Here is a 20537-nt window from a genome sequence, read left to right as displayed (position 1 = left end):
ATCATTCAAATTCATTCTGTGGATGGTTTTTCCTGGAACTTAGAATTTTTTTCGTCCAATTAGTTAGAACACCATTTATAGTCTAATCTGTAACCAACCTTGATCGATCTGAATACTTAATATTAACCCCAATATAGTAAGGAGGGTTAGTATGTTGGATAGATCAAGATGGTTTCAATGGTGGGCATGGCTAATCGCCGTTATCCTCGTAGTCGGTTTGATTTGGTTATCGTTTTGGTCGGTCAAACAAGCTCAACCAAGCGGTGGTTCCACTTCTGGAAGCTCCTCTAATCCTAAGATCGCTTGGGGAATTGATACAACAAGTAAAATTAATTCTTCGTTCTATCAATGTGTCTCCTCCAATTATGGAGACCCTGATTTTGTAGGCAGATATATGACGACCAAGAGCGGTGTCTATAGTGGATTATCCAAATCAGAAGTGACCTATTTGCATGATAAGAAGATTAAAATTCTACCAATCTATAATCAGTTTACGAACGCAAAAGGGTCAAAGCAAGGAACCGATGTTGCCCAAAAGGCAATTAATCGTGCTAAGGATTTAGGAATTCCTAAAGGAACCGTTATTGCAGCTGACATTGAAAAAGGAGATCCTATTAATTCAGCGTTCATAATTAGTTGGACAAAGACCATGGAAGATGCTGGCTACAAAGCAGGGTTATATGGAAATCTTCCTAATTCACCTTTAAAAACCGCTTATACTGATGCAGAGAATCAAAGCAAGGCGGTTAAAAATGATTTGATTTTGTGGTCTAACCAGCCGAGCGGCGATACAACAACAAAAAGCAAGGCCCCAACTTCCTTTAAGGCAGATAGTCCTAATCAAAGTCAAACCTTTGTTTGGCAATATGGGCTAGAAGGAAAAAAATGTAATGTGGATACGGATTTAATGAAAGGGAACCTACTGAACAATTTGTGGTAAACCATCTATTCTTTTTAAAGCCCGTCCTTTCTTAAATAAGTCGTTCCAATTGCGTGGAGAAAACTAAAATCAAAGGATAAACCATTCGCTGTATAATTATATAATGAGCAGACAAAAGCTTGGGGGTTCCCAAGCTTTTTAATTGTTTAGGAAATTACACTAGCGTTGCATAAAAAAATTGCCGCAAAGTCAACGGTAATCATTTGGAATAATATGTAATATTATTCCAAATGATTAAAAACCGAAAATTCAGTCTTATATTTTTATGACGAAGGAGCCAAAAAGATAAAGGGGGGTGTTTGAAGGTAATCCTTATCCGTTTTTTTCCATTTATAAGATTGGATCATAAGTTAAATCATTTAAATGGTCCACCTCTCCTTCTTCATATTGTGCCAGTGTATCTTGGAAAATTTGTTCGTGTTTAAGCTTTCGCCTACCAAATGAAGAGCGTTCTGGCTTTTTGAATAGCGCTTTTAAGAACGTTATAAAGCAGTTTGACCAATAATCAACTATGTAATCAAGCATATCGAGAAGTGTCCCTTGATAATGCACCTTCTTCTTCATTAATAAGGTTAAACAGAAGGTGATCATGGCGATATAAACTTGATTATATACAGCGTTTTGACTCTTCCCGTACATTTTCTTTAATTTTAGATGTTGTTTCATCCATTTAAAGAACAATTCAATTTGCCAGCGTTTTCGATAGAGGTCACTAATTTCGCCAGCACTCATTTTTGCATCATTGATAACGATGGAAAGCTTATTTCCTTGACTATCCAAGGTTTCGACTAGTCGAAGAGGATATCTCATGTTCCCAAGCTTAACAATCGCTTCACGAAGAACGTTAGACGACGGGTCAACGGGTATTTCTTCAATAACATGAACGATTGTATTATCTTTGATTCGCGTGCAAAAACGACTATTTTGTTTACAGTACTCATCGAATTTCTCAAAATCAAAGTAGCCTCGATCAAAGACATGTAAGGCATCTTGTTCAATGACCATCAGCGAATCTAATTGGGTCACATCAGCTGGACGAGCAGGTGTCACGATGATCTTATCTGGTGTTGTTTCGTTACCATACAAAACAACGCGAGTATGAACTTTTATCCCACCTTTAGTAGATCGGAACACGGCCCACTTATATTGACTCAGGCAAAAAGAAATCGTTGACGAATCAATAAGATGGATTTTTCCAAGCAAACGGTCACCCTGTTCCTTTCCAAACTCTCGATGAACCTGCTGAACAAGATGTTGAAGAACAGCTTGAAAGATCTCTGAGGGAATATCTGACAACTTCCTAGATAGTTGTGATTGACTAATACTCTTTAACCCCAGTTCTTTTTGGAGCTTCTTTAATCGCTTCACCTTATTACTTATTAGTTTAAGGCTCTCTAATTGGTTGATCTGAGCAAATATAAACAACTTCGCAAAGGTTAGAGTATCTAACTTTTTAACATATTTATCGAGCTTCATTATATCCACCATCTTTGAAATGATTTCTCCATTAAGAGGGTGGAGGTATTTCTTAAAAACCGTAATTATGGTATGCTTGTCCATGTGAGCTCCTTATAGTTAGGATTTGGACAGGATTACCTACCTTCCACCTAATTATAAGGTTTTTTAATGCGCTCGAAAACAATATTTACCATATATTAAAAAATATACAAATTATTTTTTCGATCAAAAACTATTGACAAATTGTTTTTAATTTACCGCAACGCTAGTGAGGAAATTATAAAATTCTCGACTTGTGGATACATCGACATTGAAACGTCGTTTTTTTGTGCGAAAATAACCTCGCTTTGCGCGGGCACACGGCAATACGTCTGCGCAAAGCGAGGGAATCGTCGTTACACGTAAAACGATTAGGCGTAACCAGAATACGCTATCCGCCGCGAATCCGGCCGGAATGCCGAAATAACGGATTGACGTTACGCCTATTTCAGTTGAGCGTAACGAGGATTCGCTATCCGCCGCTAAATGGGGCTGGAATGCCGAAATAAGGGACTGACGTTACGCCTATTTCAGTTGAGCGTAACGAGGATTCGCTATCCGCCGCGAATCCGGCCAGAATGACCAAATAACGGAATGTCGTTACGCCTATTTCGGTTGAACGTAACGAGGATTCGCTATCCGCCGCGAATCCGGCCGGAATGCCGAAATAACGGATTGCCGTTACGCCTATTTCGGTTGAGCGTAACATGGATTCGCTATCCGCCGCGAATCCGGCCGGAATGCCGAAATAACGGAATGCCGTTACGCCTATTTCAGTTGAGCGTAACGAGGATTCGCTATCCGCCGCGAATCCGGCCGGAATGCCGAAATAACGGAATGCCGTTACGCCTATTTCAGTTGAGCGTAACGAGAATACGCTATCCGCCGCGAATCCGGCCGGAATGCCGAAATAACGGAATGCCGTTACGCCTATTTCGGTTGAGCGTAACGAGAATACGCTATCCGCCGCTAAACGGGGCTGAAATGCCGAAATAAGGGACTGACGTTACGCCTATTTCAGTTGAGCGTAACGAGGATTCGCTATCCGCCGCTAAATGGGGCTGGAATGCCGAAATAAGGGACTGACGTTACGCCTATTTCGGTTGAGCGTAACGAGGATACGCTAACCTCCGCGAAATGGGACGGAATGCCGAAATAACGGAATGCCGTTACGCCTATTTCGGTTGAGCGTAACGAGAATACGCTATCCGCCGCGAATCCGGCCGGAATTCCGAAATAACGGAATGCCGTTACGCCTATTTCGGTTGAGCGTAACCAGAATACGCTATCCCTCTCCCAATTGCCCATTTGAGTCGTTAGGCGTAACGAGCATTCTCTATTTAACTCGGAACGGCCCATTTTACCCAGGGAGTTGACCAGTAACGTATCCTAGTTACGCTTCTTATGTTAAAACGGGACGATTTTCCACATTGGTTAGACAACCACCCATTTTTGTTAAGTGTTTAAACATAAAAACAGTGCCCGAGAAAAACTCATAGGTTAAATCTATACTTGGGAAGAAGGGAGTCGTGGTGTTAGCGATTTTGTTCTTAAAGGAGAAGTGGTACAAGCTCATTAGACCCTACCTACCGCGGATTTTTGATAAATAAGCGGGAAAATTATGTTACACTTTACAAAATACACCTATAAAGATAGGGGGAAAACGAAGTGTTTGAGCACAGAATAGATGATAAGGTCTCATTACGTTTATTTAATAAGGATGATGCGGAAGAATTCTTCCAATTAACAATGGAATCGAAACCATATTTAAAAGAGTGGCTCGGCTGGCTGGATTCTGTCAAGCGTGTAGAGGATACAGCTGAGAATATTCAAGCCAGGCTGACCGCAATGGCGGAAATCGGATCGGGACAATCGGGTATTGGCTGGGACAGGGCTTTCAAGGGAAAGGGATTATGACGAAGGCGCTCGAAGCGGTTATTCATTACGGCTTTACAGAATTGAATCTTAATCGTATCGAAATCCAGGCTGCGGTTGGCAACAAGAAAAGCAGGGCGCTTCCCGAAAGCCTTGGCTTCAAGGAGGAAGGTAGAATCCGGCAAGCTGAATGGTTGTATGACCATTATGTAGACCATGTCGTCTATGGACTATTGGTTAAAGATTGGCAGGAGCTATAACGTATTTTTTCACAAAAGTGACATCTAGAGCGAAGGGCTGATTGGGATTAGCGATGAATGAAATCGACAATTATCCCGTACAGCCTTCTTTAGCCGAACGGTCCTTCAATTTAGTTGTTTAATCATATTAAACCAAACCTCATCGCCATGTTGAGAAGCAGAACTTCCTTTATTTAAAAAGCCATGCTTTGCATAAAATGGAATGAGTGGTTCTTTACAGGTCAGTGTGATCGCTTGCCTCTCTTTCTGTTTCGCTTCTTTTTCGAGATGGTTAAGTAAGGCTGACGCAACGCCTCGTTTTTGAAAGGCAGGAATGACAGCAAGTCCAAGAATGCTCTGATAACCGCCAAAGGGTGGATTAGACCTTGTGTGTTGAAAGAGGTCATCGGTAATATATAGCTTCTCAATAACGGGTCCATTGATCAGCCCGATTAATCGGTCTTCTCTTCCCGCAACAAAGAAGCTATCAGGAATCGTTCTGATGCGTTGTTCAAAGGCGTCTTGTGTTGCCGCTTCCTCTTGTGTGAAGCAAAGTTGTTCAACCTTTATAAGCTGAGGTAAATCCTCGCGATGGACGTTTCTTATAGTTAACAAAGCTTTCCCTCCAAAATTAAGAGATAAGTAATTTCAAGATTTTAGTAGTGAACGCAGCTTTATTTTGCTATCTACATTATAACATTCCCAATAGTCCATCATTAGGTGAGAGGGATAGTGAACAACTCAGATTAAATGTAGGGGGGACTCAAAGTGAAACAAGAGCCTGTCCATGCTGCACAACGGCTTGTTGATAAACGATTTCCGAATTGCAGTGGTGCCATATTAGCTGGAAGCATTGTCCGGGGAGAATGGACAACCACTTCTGATCTTGATATCGTCATTTTTGATGCCGCTCTTCCATCCCCTTATAGAGAATCCTTTATTGATTATGGTTGGCCAATTGAATTATTTGCTCATAACTTGACTTCTTATCCTGCTTTTTTTGAAACGGACTGCAAGCGTGCAAGGCCATCTTTGCCAAGGATGGTGTCTGAGGGGGTCGTGTTAAGGGATAATGGCATTATTTCTTCAATAAAACAAGTTGCTGATGAATTATTGAAAAAGGGGCCAGAGCCATGGTCGGTCGATACGATAAACACGAAACGTTATTTTCTTACAGATGCTTTAGATGATTTTATTGGCTGCGAAAATCGAGAAGAGGGCATTATGATCGCAAACGCTCTCGCGGAAAAGGTTAGCGAGTTTGTTTTAAGAACCAATAAGCAGTGGATCGGTGCTTCGAAATGGATAAGTCGTTCTTTGAAACAGTACGATTCCCAGTTAGCCAGCGATTTTTATGAAGCCTTTGATGATTTTTATAAAGATAATTTGAAAGAAAAAGTAATCAGGCTGGTTGATCATGTCCTTCTGCCTTATGGCGGGCGGTTATTTGAGGGCTTTTCTCAGGGGAAGGTTTAGTTGATACCTTCAATTGGTTAAATAGGGCATTATCTAGAGTGCATGAAAAGACTTAATCTGAGAGGAGATGTCCAAAGTGATGAAAAAGTGGTGTGGCGCTTCGGGTGTTTGTATCAATGAAATGAATCAAATTCTTATGGTCTTGCAAGGAACACCTGAAGAGGAAAAAACATGGTCGATTCCTTCAGGTGGGAGAGAAGAGGGTGAGACGTTTGAAGCCTGTTGCGTTAGAGAGATTGAAGAAGAAACAGGTTACAAAACAAGAATTCTTGAAGAGATAATGATTAAGAAAGGAAGCTACGAAGACCTTAAGATTGCTTTTGAAGTTCACTATTTTGGGGTAGAAGTGGTTGGCGGAGACATGAATATCCAAGACCCTGATCACTTAATCTATGATGTGACATGGAAATCAGCAGAAGAAATAGAAGTCCTAAAATTAACATACCCTGAAGACCGAACGTTTTTAATAGAGACTCTTAAATCCTACCAAGAGGAAGCAAAGCGAAACGGAAATTAGTACGAATAGCATTGTGATTTTATCCTCGTTATTTTAGTTTCAGAGCCCGATGCAAACTTGCGTAACTTCCTTATGAACGGTTCGAATCCGGTCTGGTCAAGGTCGCTAGTCATACTTTTATTTTATAAGGGTCCACTTTGGAAATTGACTTTGCTAACTGTTTTGAATAAAATGTGTCTTAATAGTTTAAAAAAAGGCAATGAAGAGAAAAGTAGGATGATCGTGTTTTTTACCAGAGAGCTTCGAGAGCTGAGAAGAAGCAAAAACATGTCATTTGAACAATGGCCTCTTGAGCTGCGCACTGAACGTTCTTTCAAGGATTAGTAGGCTGCGACGAGTTTTGGCACTCGTTATCCATGTCACGGTATAAGAGCAGTTCTAGTCTGCTCCGTACTGTATGAGGCAAATGGTGTGAGCTATTTGCAAAATAAGGTGGTACCACGTGGAGCATTTAAGCCCTCGTCCTTAACTGATTATGTTAAGGCGGGGGCTTTTTATAATTTAAAGGAGGGTTCACTAATGAGTATTTTTATTGGCGGTGCATGGGCTTATGCTAACGGTTCATTGCATTTGGGACATATTTCAAGCTTGCTTCCTGGCGATATTTTGGCAAGATATTATCGGTTAAAAGGTGAAAAAGTCCTTTATGTATCGGGGAGTGATTGCAATGGAACGCCGATTACGATTCGAGCAAAGCAGGAAGGTGTGACTCCAAAAGAGATTGCCGATCGTTATCATCAAGAGTTTGAAGACTGTTTTTCAAGGCTGGGCTTTTCGTATGACACCTACACCCGGACAGATAGCGAACATCATCATCAGCTAGTCCAAGAAATCTTCTTGGAGTTGTTAGAAAAAGGTCTTATCTATAAAAAGGAAATTGAACAGAGTTATTGTGAGTATGATAAGCAGTTTTTACCTGATCGATATGTCGAAGGGATATGTCCTCATTGTGGGGCAAAAGCACGCGGTGATCAATGTGATTATTGTTCGAGTGTACTTGAACCTTTAGAACTTTTGGACCGTAAATGTAAGATTTGCGGAAACTCGCCGATAACACGATTGACCGAGCACTTTTATTTTTCGCTGAGCGCCTTCCAAGAGGAGCTGAAACATTATACAAGTCAAGCAGAAATTAAGAAGCTTTGGAGAGATAATGCTATTTCGCTTACGCAGCGCTATCTCAAAGAGGGACTCCAAGATCGAGCTGTATCAAGAGACCTTCCAATCGGCGTGAGTGTACCGGTTGAGGGATATGAGGATAAGAAAATCTATGTGTGGATTGAGGCGGTATCTGGATATTACACTGCGAGTTCGCTTTGGGCACAGGAGAACCAACAGGATCATTCGGCATTTTGGAAGGCTTCGACCACTGCTTATTATGTTCATGGGAAGGACAATATACCGTTCCACACTATCATCTGGCCAGCTCTTCTTTTAGGACTTGGAGGAAAGCCGCTCCCAACACATATTGTCTCTAACGAATACCTCACCTTGGAGAAAAAGAAGCTATCGACGAGTAAAAATTGGGCGGTATGGGTACCTGATCTTTTAAAAAGGTATGATCCCGATTCGATTCGTTACTTTTTAACGATTAATGCCCCCGAAAGCCGGGATGCTGATTTTTCTTGGAAAGAATTTATTTATAGCCATAATAATGAACTGTTAGGAGCCTATGGAAATTTGGTAAACCGGACATTGAGGTTTATTGAAAAATCTTTTGACGGGAGAATTCCAGAGCAAAAGATCGATTCAGTGATTAAGGAGAAGGTAGAGACCGTTTATGAGAAGGTTGGGGGCTGTATCGAAACGGCTCGTTTTAAACAAGCATTGGAAAAGGTGTTTGAATTAGTTCGCTATTCGAATAAATATTTTGATGAAAGCAAGCCTTGGAAGCAAATTCATGAAGAGGAGCTTACCTGTAAAGAAACACTGGCGAATTGTGTTTATCTCATTGCCAATCTCTCACAATTATTAGCTCCTTTTCTTCCTTTCTCAAGTGAAAAGGTGAGACGGTTTCTAGGACTTCCTCGCTTTGGGTGGCGTCCCATTCATGTGGAGTCAAAGCCTCTCACGCCTATCCAACCATTATTTGAACGTATTGACCCTGTAAAAATAGAAGAGGAGCTTGAACGTTTAAATCAACAACTTGAGCTAATGGTAAGAAAAGGACGACGTTTATTATAAAAATTATTGACAAGGGTAAAGACTATTATTAATTTTAACTTAACAAAGGGTTTTTTAGATCGAATTTTGATGACGTTGGGGGGATTCGATGAGTCCAGTTTTAAATCAAATTGGAACGATTTTTATTCCGGTGAGTGATATTAAAAAAGCAAGAGATTGGTATTGCGATCTATTAGGGCTTTCCACGGATGGAGAGATTGCATTTGGTCATTTATTCGTTTTGCCTATGCAAGGAACTGGAATCGTCTTAGACAGCAAAATTTTTTCAGAGGAAACGCGCTTTAAGAAACCGCTTTTTCATTTTAATACAACTAATATTCAAGAAGCTTATGACTATATGAAAGCCAAGCAGGTAGAGATAACTACTGACATTGAAAACAATCATTGGTTTAATTGCAAAGACCCTGATGGTAATCATCTCATGATTTGTCAATGTTAGGCTTTTAACTTGAAAAGGCGTGTCCGTTAGACACGCCTTTTAGAGTTGCACCTGTTTTTAGTTCTTATAACCTGTTACCCTCAATCTTTTATAGTCTGCTACCCATTTTCCATTTTGGTAAAGAGTCCCTTTAAGGGTGGTTTCAACACGCGTGATCAACTCTTCTTTTACAAGTTCAGTAGTTGAATCTAGAAGGCTCGATGAAAATTGAGAGATCCAGTTTCTTAAGCCATTGTCTCCATCAAGGGGTGTAGGTCGGTCAATCCACTCCGCATAAACAACGCTAAATCCGGCTTCCTCCATTAGGCTTGTGTATTCTCCAATACTAGGAAAATACCATGGGAAATTTTCTGGTGAGTAAGGAATCTCGAGTTGATGGATTTGCCGAATGATTTCATCGGTAATCGTTTTGACATTTCCCTTGCCGCCAAACTCAGCCACGAAACGTCCGCCTGGTTTTAAGCTTGAGTAGAGAGCCCTTAAAGCTTGCTGCGGTTGTTTGACCCAATGCAGAGTGGCATTGGAAAAGACGGCATCAAACGTATTAGAATAGGTTAAATCAAGGACGTCTCTGACGATAAACTTTATAGAAGGATATTTTAATTGAGCTTGTTGGATCATCTTTTCGGATTTATCCACCCCGATTATCGTTACCCCTTGTTCATATAGGTTATAAGCGAGATCACCCGTGCCGCAGCCTAGGTCAAGGATTTGTTCACCTTGTTTGGGGGCTAATAGCTGAATGATAGCCTTTCCATACTTTGAGACGAATGCATGCTTATCATCATAAAGCTTGGCGTTCCAATCATCCACTTCCTTATTTGCCATCTAGTTAATCTCCTTTTTATGTAAGTTTTAAATCATTATAATTTTATTATAAATCTAATAGTTTATAATAAAAACATTAGATCAAATATTTAATTAAGAAAGAGTAATGGGTTTAGGAGCGTGAACGTTCATAAGGTTGAAGAGGTTGGCAGAGGCTACGGCCAGTATCTCCGAGTAAAATAGATGAGATTCAATCTCGTGCTTTATTCTCGTTAGTTACGCAAAAATAAATATAGAAAAACTCCTGCCGCCATTTGACGGTTAGGAGTTTTTCGTACTTAGCCTTTTCTTTTACGCGTTTTGGATTCGGCAACTAGAATGCGAATGGACATGTAGATGCCTGAGAGGGAAAGGAAAATAAGGGCGATGGCGATGATATCCATAATCCAATGCACGTCTACACCATTGATCGTCCCTTTATGTAATTGCTCAACAATACTTTCAAAGGTACGGAAGCCGCCGCGCGCCATTGAAAAGTTACTGTTACCGGATCGGTTACCGAAATTCCCGCCTTGGAAGTTTCCTCCACCTGAGTAACCTCCATTGGAATTGTTCCCTGCCGTGTTTCCATCAGAGTTTGGGGAAGAATTGCTGGAGGAGCCGTTTGTGGTTCCATCATTGAAGCTTCCTGAAGTGTTCCCAGAGCTATTTCCTCCGTTTTGATTAAAGGACGGGAAATTGCCGCGGTTAAAGTTTTGCGGATTTAACTGCGCTTGTTTAGTTCCTCCAAACCATTGCGGTTCCTCTAGCATAAGACCGGTTACAGATTCGAATAAAATAATAATCGAGCAAATAAGTCCGACCCAAAGGTGAAGTCTTTTTAATTTTCTCAAGCAGATTGCCTCCATTTACTAGATATAGGTTACTTTTTGATGGTAAAAATAATTTCTTAAAATATCCTTAAGAAATTAAATTAAGATATTTTTTACAAAGTTAACCGTATGTATGGAGTGACACGCTTACTTGAGCCTCTTATGGAACGATAGGATCGATGAAAGAAAGATCCCCAGTGGATAGGTCCGCGGGGTCAGGCTTCACTCAATTTGTGCAGAAGATCAGTTAACGCTTCTGGAGCCGTATCGTTTGGATTGTGGCCGGCTGCGAGCTCGTAGTAGGGCCAATCCAAAGATTGTGCCAAGGAGGCGCTTGCTTCCAAGGCTGAATAGATCGGCTTTTCCTCTCTTTTTGTACATTTAATATAGGATTTCTTCATAGTCATCCAAGCATCGAAATTTTCCAAATTGAGCTTTTGGAAGAAGGTTTGCAGCGGTTGGGCTGTGTGCCGTGGGTCACTGCCGGCCTCTAGCATGGCAGGGATGGTCCAGCCGTCACCGAACTGATTAGCAAGTTCGACCCATTGCTCGATAAGCTCTGAATTTCCAAATTGATCAACAATGGATTCTCCACTTTTTACGACAAAGGCATCTAAATAGATGATTTCTGAAATGCGTTCTGGAATTCGTCCGCCAACCCCTGTGACGACCGCTCCGCTATAACTATGTCCAACTAGGATGACCTCTTTTAAGTCTTCAAAATTGATCACATTCACGATGTCTTGAATATGTGTCTCAAGATCGGTTGCAGGTGTTCCTAAATGCTGCCGTTCACCTAAGCCGGTCAAGGTAGGTGTATAGACGTCATGTCCTTTAGTATGAAGTCTTGCAGCAACATTCTTCCAATACCACCCGCCATCCCATGCACCATGGGAAATAACAAAAGTTGCCATCTCAGGTTCCTCCTATGATTAAGATAAACGTTGTTAAGTCTTTTCAACCGGACGGATCAATGTGACGATAAAAGCAATAGCAGAAAGCAGCGCTGTCAGCCAAAAAACAACCGCAATTGAAGTTGTTTCAGCAACTTTCCCTGCGATAAGCGGTCCGAGAAAAATGCCGCCTGCGTACAGCGATTGATAATAGCCCATTCCCGCCATTCTGATTCCGGCTGGTGTTACTTTAACCACCTGTCCAAGCAGTATGGGAAAACAGAATCCTAAAAGCAGCCCAATGCCAAAATGAAGCAGACTAACTATTAATAAAGTATGGGCAAAAGGAACCGCAATTAACAAAGGAATTAGACCAAGTGTACTTCCTTTAAGGAGTCCTTTAGCCATTTTTCCATTTGTTGGTTTAAATGAAAGCAGCAGAGAAGACAAGGTATGCGGGACAAAAAAGGCGGCAATCAGCCAATCAAGGGCCGGTCCAGTTATACCGATTTTTTCAGCGTAAATGGGAGAGAAACCAAAAATTGTTATAAAGAGAATGGCATTACACAAAAAAGAAAGCAGCGTCACGATGTTCAACGGTTGGATTCGAATCGTTTGCTTTAGAATGGCACCAATGGAATAAGCTTTTACATGCTGACTCTCTTCTTCATCTTCATCTAATTCTTTCAGTACAAACACGAGGAAAAGTCCGATTAGTGAAGCGGCTGTTCCCACCCAAAAAGGAAAGGTCCACCCATAGCGATGGATGAGAAAGCTGCAAAGCATCATGCTGATAAATTGCGCAAATACTGTTAAAAATTGCAGTAAACTCATCGCTTGTGAGGCCCGTTCATTCGTGAAGTAACGCGAGTAAAGGATGGTCGCAGTTACCCACATCGACGCGGTAATACCGGCTAATAAACGGGCAATTAAAATCGCAAGAAATGAGTGAAAAAAGATAAAAAGAAGGCCGCTTATAAACCCCATTAGGAAGCCAGTAGCAAGCAAAAGTTTTTGTCTGCCTCTTAAGAAATTGGCGAACAGACCAAGAGGCAGTCGCAAGAGGATTTGAGAGATCCCATAACTGCCCAGTATGACTCCAACGGCTGAAAGAGACAGGCCGATCTGATTTAAGTAAACACCAAAATCAGGGACATATATGTAGATCGAAAACCAAAAGCAAAACACCGCAAGTTGAAATACGAGGTGATCCTTTAGCGTCACCAATTGAGGTTTGTGCATAATTGCCTGAGACACAGCCGTCATCCTTTCTAATTCTCAATAAATAGATCGTAAACGCGGGATTTTCAATGCGTGTAAGTGACAGATAAATCGCATTGTTCTTTTTATAGACTTTCCTTAACTATATCTATCCACATTGTTTTTGTCATTTAAATAGAAAAAGTTGTTTTGCTCATCTCACAACATAGGCCTTAAAAACTAAATAAGAGTGAACTTATGACTTTAATTTCGTGAAAACAGCCTTTCTCAACTTTAGGGTGATGACGCTTACTGATTATGAGGGATTTTGACAGAAGAACTAAAAACGTTATGACTCAAGTGTTTTTATCCCCAAATGCAAAAGGGTCATTAATAAAAAGAAAAAATAATTTAAAGCTGATTGACTTAAGTGTATTAATTGATATAATACACTTAAGTCAATCAGAGTACCTCGAATGGAGGGACATAAATGGAACATTATCAGGTTGGCTCTCTGCCGTTCTCAATTGACCTTAGCCAACCGCTGTATGAGCAAATTCTTGATCAGATCAGAAGTTTAGTGGCAAAAGGAGAGCTTGAATTGGGGGCAAAAATTCCTTCTGTTAGAGAGCTGGCACAGTCTTTGAAAATTAACCCTAATACTGTTATGAGAGCCTATCAGGAGCTGGAACGAGATGGACTTACAGAAAAACGTCGAGGTCAAGGGACCTTTATAACCGCATCCGCTGACCAGGTTAAAGGCTTTAGGGAGGATCTCGCTCTTCAAACAATTGAAGAATTCCTTACTAAAATGAGCAATCTTGGCTATTCGAGAGATGAAATTGTAGCATTTATCAAGAGAGAGGGAGTGAGGTAGATGGAACGTGTTGCCGTTCAATGTTCAAATTTAACAAAGCGTTATGGCCGAAAGAAAGCATTGGATCAGCTTCAACTTAATATACCAACAGGTAAAGTGGCGGGGATACTAGGGTCAAATGGAGCTGGAAAATCAACCCTCTTTCGCCTTATGATGGGGCTTGTAAGGCCGGATGAGGGAGAACTCTTCATTTTTGGAGAAAAGCCAGGCTTTCAGACGAATGCTCGAATTGCCTATCTCCCGGACAGGGCCCGCTGGTATGCAGATCATACGGTCAAACAGGCTTTTCAATGGGGCTGTCAGTTTTTACCTGGATTCGATTTATCGGAAGCTAATCGTTTTGCCGATCAGATGAAATTGGACGAAGAGATGAAACTCGGGGAGATGTCAAAGGGTCAGGAAGCGAGGCTTCAACTTATTCTTTGTCTCGCCCGACATGTTCCGTTAATGATTCTAGATGAGCCTTTTTCAGGGATTGACACGGTTTCACGAGAGCAAATTATTGAAAGCTTAATTGATCTGATGAGTGAACGGGAACAAACACTTCTCATTAGCACACATGAAATATATGAAGCAGAGGGCTTGCTAGACTACGCCATTTTCTTAGAGGAAGGCCGTGTAGTATTAGCGGAAGAATCTGAGGTTTTAAGACAAACCTATGGCTCTCTGCATTCCATTCCTAGGAAATTACTAAAATAGGGGGCAATCAAAATGTCTGAACAACCTGTTTTTTGGTCGTTGGTCAAACACGATATGAAACGGCGACGCAATATAAAAAAAAATCGGAATCGAATGTCACGAAAATGGGTGTTCGTTTATGTATGCTTTGCATTGCTCATTATTCTTGGGTTTACTTCTTATGGAGCAGTTAGCGGTCATATTCGTTATGATGGCACCTGGTACTTTACCTGCGGCCTTCCTTTTATGATATTTGGTATGGTCATTCACCGGATAAATGTTGAATGGCAAAATGAGACGGTTGGCTGGTGGCTGTCTTTACCATATTCTCGAGGAACACTCATCAGAGCTAAGTTTGTCGCGAGCCTTATAACGTCCATCAAAACCTGTCTGATCATTTACCTATTGATCATCCTCTTTGGCCTATACACAATGGCTCTTAATGGCCAGTTTGCTGGTCCTGTAATGTGGTCTTTTATAAGGGAGGGTTTGACATGGGGGATATTCATGATTGCTTCGAGCCCCATCATTGTAAGTTTTGGTGTTTTTACGGGAACTCTGTCCCACACGAACCTTAAACCTGCCTTACCAATGGTTTGGGTTTTAATATGGGTAATCGGCATTTTAACCGGGATGACGGGTACTAATTTCAGTTATTTCTATAATAAAATTGGTCTTCCACTTAAAGAAATTATTCTTGGTGCTATTCTTATCAGCTGGTTAGTGGCTTATATTCTTATTAAAGCGTCTGCTTACCTGCTGGATCAAAAATTAGCACTTTAATACGAGGGGGATGTAGGGTGGAAAAGGTGGTACAGGTTGAACATTTAGGAAAACGCTATGGCCATAAGATAGCATTAGAAGATGTCAGTTTTACTGTAGATAGTGGATCATGTTTTGGCTTACTAGGACCAAATGGGGCTGGTAAATCCACGACTATGAAACTATTAACTGGGATCACGGATACTGATAATGGGATTGTAACGATCCTTGGCAAGAACGCTAAGAAAGAACGCCAAGCTATTCAAAAGCAGGTCGGCTATGTGCCTCAAGCCATTACACTGTATGAAAAACTTAGCGCACTAGATAATTTGATTTTTTTTGGGGAAATGAACGGTGTAAATGGGCGTCTGTTAAAGACACGTATTTCAGAAGTGCTCGAGCAAACAGGATTGTCTGATCGGGCAAAGGATGCGGTCAAAACCTTCTCAGGCGGTATGAAACGACGGATTAATATTGCGGCTGCCTTATTGCACAAACCAAGGCTATTAATACTCGACGAACCGACTGTAGGGATTGATCCACAATCACGTAACCGCATTTTTGAAATGATTCGTTCCTTAAAGCAAGAGGGTGTTTCCATTATTTATTCCACCCATTATATGGAGGAGGTTGAAACGCTTTGTGATCAACTGGCTATTATCGACCATGGCAAGGTGATTACAGAAGGGAGCGTATCCGGCTTAATCGACCAATACGGTCAAAAGGCGATTTATTTGGAGGCAACAGGCATGACAGAGCCTCCTAGGCTGACGGAGCCAGCAAAAGTTTACGCAAAAAATTCAGGCTGGGTCATTGAGTCCAACAAGCTAGTCGAAACGATGCAAGAAGTGTTAGAGCAGGCAAAACACCAAGGCAGAGAGATTAAAGCACTTGAGATGATGCGCCCGACTCTCGAAACGGTTTTCTTGACACTTACAGGAACGAGTCTAAGAGATTAGGTTCAAATTGAAACATTTAATTGAGAGAAGGGAGACGGTAATTTGAAAAGCATTGTCATAAAAGAATTAAAGCTCATGCTGAAAGAAAAGGGGAATTTCTTCTTTCTGATTTTGATGCCGATCCTGTTTATTGTTCTGTTCGGATCGATTTTTAGTAGTTTGGGAAATTCAACGATTTCTCTTCAAGTGGTTGACCAAGACCATTCTGCTGCCTCGAAAGCCTTTATTGAGCAAATCCATCACATTAAAGGCTTCAAGGTCAATCAGAGTGGGACCCAAACCGCTAATCAACAAATTCAGCAGATCAAAGATGGCAAACTATCTTCTTTGATCGTTGTACCAAAAGGCTTTGAGGATAATCTGAAGAGCGCTCAGACACCTGCCAAAATCAAATTTTATGAGGATGCCGCATCCAGTCAAGAAGTAACACCGATCCAAGCTGTGCTCACTAATCTTTCGGATGGCTACCGCGAACAAAAGATGTCAACCGCTTTATTAGCCTCCGGAAAAAGTCAGACAGAAATTAAGCAAATCATGGCATCCCCCATTAAGATTCAAGATATAAAAGAAAGTGCGTCCCACGTTGATCTAGTATCGCAGGTTGTACCAGGATACACCGTTATGTTTGTTTTCTTTATTTTGATTACGATGGTTCGACGCTTCTTTAAAGAGAAAGAGTCGGGAATGGTGGCACGGCTTCGCAGTACATCCATGTCCTCAACAACCTATTTAATCGGCATGTGGATTCCATCTTTAATAAGTGTTGTCATTCAGTGTGCAGTCCTTTTATTGTTCGGCCACTTTGTTTATGGAGTAAATCTTGGTAATATCGGTTCGGTCATAGCTGTTGTTGTGTGTTTAGCGATTTGTGGAACGGGCGTTGGACTTGCACTTGCCCTTCTTGTGCGAGGTGAAAATCAAGGTCAGGGGATTACCCAGATCATTACACTTGGCGGAGCCGCTTTATCGGGACTTTGGGTACCTTATGATCTCTTGCCGCCTTTTGCCCAAGCGATTGGTCGCTTCACCCCGCAATACTGGGCGATGCAAGGGCTGGTGAATTCGATGGTGCATAGTGCACAAATCAGCGATGTTTGGAAATCACTGGTTATCCTTCTTGCTTTTGGAATTGCTGGATTGTGTGTGGCCACGCTGAGATTTAAGGCCTTTTTGCACGCCTCAACTAATTAAGAACGGCTTTAAACGAAAGAGCGGTTGATGATTCCACCGCTTTTTTGCTAGACAACCGCTTTTTAACGATTAGAAAAAAAGTAAGCCGCACTGTATAAAGGTGCGGCTTTTACTTTATTCTAAAGTTCTTTTGGTTGGCTCTTTTTTTCTACCTCAGAGTCATCTAGACCTGGATTTAAGGCTTTTTTAAATTCGAATAAGGCTTTTCCGGCACTGCTTCCGAATTCAGGGAGCTTCTTTGCACCAAAAAGGATAAAGGCAAGGAGGATGACAAGAATAATTTTACCTGGGCTTTCCATTATGTATCCGCTTCCTTCTTTTGGATTTTAACAATTTCCTGAATGAACTCGATCTTAGTGAATGGGTCAGCTAACTTTTAAAAAGAGGTTTGTAGTTATTGTAGCTCATCTTATGTGAAAGAGAAAGCAGTAAAACGGTTAAAAAACTTAATGTTATAAAAATTTAAAAAGGCTGGCTAATCTTAGTGTGCTTTACTTTAATTTCACAGGATATTGGATTGTATAACGGGGCAGTGCTGCTATTAAGGATATAAGAGCTTTTATCTGAAGCGCGTTCCACACATAAACTCTTGGTTATCAGGTGAATGCCTTACTCATTCTTTGGAACACTATAGATAAAAAAGGATGTGGATTCCATGGCTAAGGATGAGAAACTAAATGAAGAAGCGGCACCTAATAATAATAATCCTCTATCAGCGTCGACGGAGGATCTTATCTTTCTCAATGAATTAAATGATCATAATAAATATTTGCCGAAATCCAAAGACCGTACCATTAAGAAAAAGAATTATCTCGAATAAACAATTCTCTTGAAACATGCTTTGATGGAAGTCGAAGCATGTTTTCTAATGCCAGGAAATTATAAAAATCTCGACTTGAGGATAACTCCATAAAGAATGCCGAAACAATTAAAAGTGAGATCAAACAAAGCACGAGCATCCTTTAAGATTTTAAAGATTGGTGGTTATATCTATTAATCTACTGCAAAAGTAAAATAAAGGATTTCTATTCAGCTATAGAGAACTGTAACAGGAGGTTAAAAACTATTCAGGGTTTACGAGTTGGAGGGGACTGGGATGACTTTAAATTTTTTCAATCAATGTACGGAAGCGTTGTTAGCTTTGAAGGAAATGCCTGAAAGATTTCTGACCGATCCGATTGGAGAAGGGAAGTGGTCGATCCGAGAGATTATTGGCCATTTGTATTTTGGGGATTTGTATAATTTAGAAGAAATGGTACCATTAATGGCTGATGGTGTAAGTCTTCCTCCATTTCCAAATCATAACGAACATAACGAGAAAGCGATAAGTTATATTAAACGCTTTGAAACAGTGTCTGATCTTCTTGGGACATTTGCTCAAACACGTCAATTGCTTATTCAAGCCTTAGAGAAAGTAGGAAAAGAGGCTCAATTTGAGATTGAAAATGAGCCTGGCCAATATACAGTAGAATCATTTGTGGACTTGTTTGCCAAGCACGATGCTCACCATTTAAAACAAATTCAACTGAAACTAAAAGGACAAGCGCTTCACTTTGATAAACGATAAATTTAGAAAAAGCGTCTACCACTAGAAAAGGCGGTTCGATGAGATGTACGGTATGATTACACTTTTTGATGAGAAAACAGAACAATTTATTAAAGATATTTGGGAACTTTTAAGAAAATTCGGGATTTCTTCTTATGCTTTTGAAGTCGAGGACAGAAGACCACATCTGACTTTAGCAAGTTATTCTGATATTGATGGTGCGGCTTTCATGGATAAGATGAAGCGTGTTTATGAAAATAAAAAGGCTCTTCCTATAACGTTTAGCACGATCGGCTCCTTTATAGGATCAGGAACCTTGTTTTATTCTCCTACCCATACATCTGATTTAATGGATTTTCACTGCCAGCACCACAGACAATTTGAGGATTTTGCAAGTGACGCCGACTCGCTTTATTCTCCGGATAAGTGGATCCCGCATTGTACCATCGCTAACCGACTTTCGCCAGACAAATTGATGGAAGCCTTCCACTTTTGTTCTAATAAACGAGAGTCTTTTTCGGGACAACTAAAGGAAGTGGCACTTATTGATACTTCACAAAAAAACAAAGCCCCAATCCTTTATTCAGTTGCTTTAACGTGAGAATGGTTCGTTTCTTGGAAGGAACACCCATTGACCAGCAAAACGGAACGTACAAGTATTTATCACGGCATAGAAAAATAAGCCTGTATGAAAAATGAGACCATCTCGATAGGAGTTATATATGTCTATATCTTTCAAGAAATTAATTGAACCCGATTCAGACCTTGCGAGCGTAATCAGTCAATGGGAAAATGACCCGTCAATAATCCCCCTTACTCGGCCGAATCAAAATCAAGAGGAGCTTGACCACAGAGAAGAGGTAACTGTGGAAGAGCTGATGAAACGAATGGAACATCACCAGATCTATCTGATTTATCTTGATGATCAATTAGTTGGTGAAATGAATTATATGGTTGACCCAAGTCACTTGTACAAAAAGGAAACAGGGACTGCCTGGATTGGGATTACAATCGGTGAACCCGTTGGCAGAGGCAAGGGCGTTGGGTACAAAGCGATTCAATTTCTTGAGAACGAGATTAAAAAACAAGGACTGAATCGTATTGAATTAGGTGTTTTTGAATTTAATCAGACAGCTCATAAGCTCTATAGCAAAATGGGATATAAGGAAATCGGCAGAATCGATCAATTCACCTATTGGCAAGGAAAAATGTGGACCGATATTCGAATGGAAAAATATTTTGGATCTGCAAATAATAATTGAATTCAATAAAAAAGTTTGATGGCATTCTCTGAATAAGGGAATGCCTTTTGTGTTTAATCACGAGAGTCAAAATTAATTCCGCGTTTTTCTAATAAATAGGTTTATATTGGAAGGCTTGTTCATAAACTGTACAAGCTTTTCTTTTTTTTCAAACTTGGCTGTTTTCGTAAATTTTGTTCCTTTTTGTAAAATATAAAAAAGACATATTTCCCGCGGGAGTCTTGTCTAGTTTTGTTCAATATAACTCAACTCTACATAGCAACATAATGAGCCTTTAACTAAAATTAGCTGTCTCCTCTTGAGCGATGACAACTCTTTAGTCAAGCAGGCAAGGTGAGTGATCGAATAGCTTTGACCTCTCA

Annotated in this window: 24 protein-coding genes and 1 pseudogene; 16 read left to right on the top strand and 9 right to left on the bottom strand. The window is 40.7% G+C overall.

Going from position 1 to position 20537, the window contains the following annotated elements:
• Positions 1-151 precede the first annotated feature (151 nt).
• A complete protein-coding gene (locus PU629_RS12110) occupies positions 152-940 on the top strand; it encodes a glycoside hydrolase domain-containing protein (protein ID WP_275280327.1) in 789 nt (262 codons plus the stop codon).
• 330 nt (positions 941-1270) lie between these two features.
• On the opposite strand, the gene PU629_RS12105 is transcribed toward PU629_RS12110, so the two are convergent.
• Together PU629_RS12105 and PU629_RS12100 are read right to left on the bottom strand one after the other, a co-directional pair.
• Entirely contained in the window at positions 1271-2500 is a 1230-nt protein-coding gene (locus tag PU629_RS12105) for an IS4 family transposase (protein WP_275280326.1), read from the bottom strand.
• A gap of 409 nt (positions 2501-2909) precedes the next feature.
• Positions 2910-3146 carry a hypothetical protein gene (locus tag PU629_RS12100; RefSeq protein ID WP_275280325.1) on the bottom strand — a complete coding sequence of 79 codons (237 nt, stop codon included), beginning with the start codon at positions 3144-3146 and terminating at the stop codon, positions 2910-2912.
• Between PU629_RS12100 and PU629_RS12095 the strand changes: the two genes are divergently transcribed.
• A complete protein-coding gene (locus tag PU629_RS12095) occupies positions 3134-3433 on the top strand; it encodes a hypothetical protein (RefSeq protein WP_275280324.1) in 300 nt (99 codons plus the stop codon). The genes PU629_RS12100 and PU629_RS12095 overlap by 13 nt on opposite strands.
• Positions 3434-3478: 45 nt before the next feature.
• On the opposite strand, the gene PU629_RS12090 is transcribed toward PU629_RS12095, so the two are convergent.
• Complete coding sequence (locus tag PU629_RS12090) at positions 3479-3796, bottom strand: hypothetical protein (RefSeq protein WP_275280323.1); 318 nt, start codon at positions 3794-3796, stop codon at positions 3479-3481.
• A gap of 309 nt (positions 3797-4105) precedes the next feature.
• On the opposite strand from PU629_RS12090, the pseudogene PU629_RS22605 reads away from it, so the two are divergent.
• Positions 4106-4572: pseudogene (locus PU629_RS22605) on the top strand (GNAT family N-acetyltransferase).
• 105 nt (positions 4573-4677) lie between these two features.
• Here PU629_RS22605 and PU629_RS12080 read toward each other — a convergent pair.
• Positions 4678-5166, bottom strand: a complete 489-nt coding sequence (locus tag PU629_RS12080) for a GNAT family N-acetyltransferase (RefSeq protein WP_275280322.1) — start codon at positions 5164-5166, stop codon at positions 4678-4680.
• 153 nt (positions 5167-5319) lie between these two features.
• On the opposite strand from PU629_RS12080, the gene PU629_RS12075 reads away from it, so the two are divergent.
• From PU629_RS12075 to PU629_RS12060, 4 genes are all read left to right on the top strand, one after another.
• A complete protein-coding gene (locus PU629_RS12075; RefSeq protein ID WP_275280321.1) occupies positions 5320-6027 on the top strand; it encodes a nucleotidyltransferase domain-containing protein in 708 nt (235 codons plus the stop codon).
• A gap of 79 nt (positions 6028-6106) precedes the next feature.
• Positions 6107-6544 (top strand): NUDIX hydrolase, encoded by a 438-nt coding sequence (locus tag PU629_RS12070; RefSeq protein ID WP_275284414.1) that lies wholly within the window; start codon positions 6107-6109, stop codon positions 6542-6544.
• 519 nt (positions 6545-7063) lie between these two features.
• Positions 7064-8728 (top strand): methionine--tRNA ligase, encoded by a 1665-nt coding sequence (metG, locus tag PU629_RS12065; protein WP_275280320.1) that lies wholly within the window; start codon positions 7064-7066, stop codon positions 8726-8728.
• Positions 8729-8816: 88 nt separating this feature from the next.
• Positions 8817-9167, top strand: a complete 351-nt coding sequence (locus tag PU629_RS12060; RefSeq protein ID WP_275280319.1) for a VOC family protein — start codon at positions 8817-8819, stop codon at positions 9165-9167.
• A 57-nt stretch (positions 9168-9224) separates the two neighbouring features.
• On the opposite strand, the gene PU629_RS12055 is transcribed toward PU629_RS12060, so the two are convergent.
• From PU629_RS12055 to PU629_RS12040, 4 genes are all read right to left on the bottom strand, one after another.
• Positions 9225-9995, bottom strand: coding sequence for a class I SAM-dependent methyltransferase (locus tag PU629_RS12055; protein WP_275280318.1), 771 nt, complete (start codon positions 9993-9995; stop codon positions 9225-9227).
• 278 nt (positions 9996-10273) lie between these two features.
• The gene (locus PU629_RS12050; RefSeq protein ID WP_275280317.1) at positions 10274-10828 is read right to left on the bottom strand and encodes a PepSY-associated TM helix domain-containing protein; all 555 of its coding nucleotides are present in this window, start codon (positions 10826-10828) and stop codon (positions 10274-10276) included.
• Between the two features lie 194 nt (positions 10829-11022).
• A complete protein-coding gene (locus tag PU629_RS12045) occupies positions 11023-11721 on the bottom strand; it encodes an alpha/beta fold hydrolase (RefSeq protein ID WP_275280316.1) in 699 nt (232 codons plus the stop codon).
• A 33-nt stretch (positions 11722-11754) separates the two neighbouring features.
• On the bottom strand, positions 11755-12957 hold the full coding sequence (locus tag PU629_RS12040; RefSeq protein WP_275280315.1) for an MFS transporter: 1203 nt from the start codon (positions 12955-12957) through the stop codon (positions 11755-11757).
• Positions 12958-13390: 433 nt separating this feature from the next.
• On the opposite strand from PU629_RS12040, the gene PU629_RS12035 reads away from it, so the two are divergent.
• The 5 genes from PU629_RS12035 to PU629_RS12015 are packed head-to-tail and all read left to right on the top strand — an operon-like array spanning position 13391 to position 17367.
• A complete protein-coding gene (locus PU629_RS12035) occupies positions 13391-13777 on the top strand; it encodes a GntR family transcriptional regulator (RefSeq protein WP_275280314.1) in 387 nt (128 codons plus the stop codon).
• Entirely contained in the window at positions 13778-14476 is a 699-nt protein-coding gene (locus PU629_RS12030) for an ATP-binding cassette domain-containing protein (protein ID WP_275280313.1), read from the top strand.
• 12 nt (positions 14477-14488) lie between these two features.
• Positions 14489-15238 carry an ABC transporter permease gene (locus PU629_RS12025; RefSeq protein ID WP_275280312.1) on the top strand — a complete coding sequence of 250 codons (750 nt, stop codon included), beginning with the start codon at positions 14489-14491 and terminating at the stop codon, positions 15236-15238.
• Between the two features lie 17 nt (positions 15239-15255).
• Positions 15256-16176 carry an ABC transporter ATP-binding protein gene (locus PU629_RS12020; RefSeq protein WP_275280311.1) on the top strand — a complete coding sequence of 307 codons (921 nt, stop codon included), beginning with the start codon at positions 15256-15258 and terminating at the stop codon, positions 16174-16176.
• 42 nt (positions 16177-16218) lie between these two features.
• Positions 16219-17367 carry an ABC transporter permease gene (locus PU629_RS12015; protein WP_275280310.1) on the top strand — a complete coding sequence of 383 codons (1149 nt, stop codon included), beginning with the start codon at positions 16219-16221 and terminating at the stop codon, positions 17365-17367.
• A gap of 119 nt (positions 17368-17486) precedes the next feature.
• On the opposite strand, the gene tatA is transcribed toward PU629_RS12015, so the two are convergent.
• Entirely contained in the window at positions 17487-17666 is a 180-nt protein-coding gene (gene tatA / locus PU629_RS12010) for a twin-arginine translocase TatA/TatE family subunit (RefSeq protein WP_275280309.1), read from the bottom strand.
• 356 nt (positions 17667-18022) lie between these two features.
• Between tatA and PU629_RS12005 the strand changes: the two genes are divergently transcribed.
• The 4 genes from PU629_RS12005 to PU629_RS11990 all read left to right on the top strand — a co-directional run bounded on the left by PU629_RS12005 (position 18023) and on the right by PU629_RS11990 (position 20175).
• The gene (locus tag PU629_RS12005) at positions 18023-18187 is read left to right on the top strand and encodes a hypothetical protein (protein WP_275280308.1); all 165 of its coding nucleotides are present in this window, start codon (positions 18023-18025) and stop codon (positions 18185-18187) included.
• A 276-nt stretch (positions 18188-18463) separates the two neighbouring features.
• Entirely contained in the window at positions 18464-18934 is a 471-nt protein-coding gene (locus PU629_RS12000; protein ID WP_275280307.1) for a DinB family protein, read from the top strand.
• 43 nt (positions 18935-18977) lie between these two features.
• The gene (locus tag PU629_RS11995; protein ID WP_275280306.1) at positions 18978-19514 is read left to right on the top strand and encodes a 2'-5' RNA ligase family protein; all 537 of its coding nucleotides are present in this window, start codon (positions 18978-18980) and stop codon (positions 19512-19514) included.
• Positions 19515-19635: 121 nt separating this feature from the next.
• Entirely contained in the window at positions 19636-20175 is a 540-nt protein-coding gene (locus PU629_RS11990) for a GNAT family N-acetyltransferase (RefSeq protein ID WP_275280305.1), read from the top strand.
• Positions 20176-20537 lie beyond the last annotated feature (362 nt).

This window comes from Pullulanibacillus sp. KACC 23026, from assembly GCF_029094525.1.
GTDB lineage: Bacteria > Bacillota > Bacilli > Bacillales > Sporolactobacillaceae > KACC-23026.
The sequence above is the reverse complement of the archived record's forward strand: the minus strand, read 5'-3'. Positions and strand labels throughout refer to the sequence as shown.